This is a genomic window from Actinomadura sp. 7K534 (genome assembly GCF_004348575.1).
Lineage (GTDB): Bacteria > Actinomycetota > Actinomycetes > Streptosporangiales > Streptosporangiaceae > Spirillospora > Spirillospora livida.
The window spans coordinates 1-446 of the sequence record NZ_SMKB01000559.1 but is presented as its reverse complement, the minus strand read 5'-3'; the positions used below and the strand labels follow the sequence as shown (position 1 = coordinate 446).

Here is a 446-nt window from a genome sequence, read left to right as displayed (position 1 = left end):
GCCCCGCCCCCGTCACCCACGCGCTCCACACCGTCCGCGGACGCCCCGGCCGACGCCTCCTGACCCGGGAAAGCGGTCGAACCTCCCGACAACTGGCCTTCGCTGCCCCCCTGCGCCGTCCCGCCACCGTCACTCAGGCGCTGCGTGTTGTGCACGGATGCTTCGGACGGCGTCTCGCCCCCCGGGAAGGTGGGCGCGTCTTCCACCGGCTGGCCTTGGCTGCCGCCCTGCGCTGCTCCGCCGCCTTCGACCTGCGGAGAATCACCGATCTGTGCAACCCCGTGCAGCGTGGCTTCGCCTTCGACCGCTCGGTCTTCGTCGCCTGCCAGGTCGTCGTCCGGAGGGGGAGTCGCCTGCCCGGCAAGGGCGCTTTCCGCCCCCGAGGCCGCGCTGGTCTGTGTGGGGGTGTGGCCCGTGGCGCTGCCTCGTGCGGGGTGGTTCTGGGG

At 73.5% G+C, this 446-nt stretch carries 1 pseudogene; it reads right to left on the bottom strand.

The features are described 5' to 3' along the window. Positions 1-446 (bottom strand): annotated as a pseudogene (locus E1266_RS39140) (hypothetical protein); the annotation flags it as partial.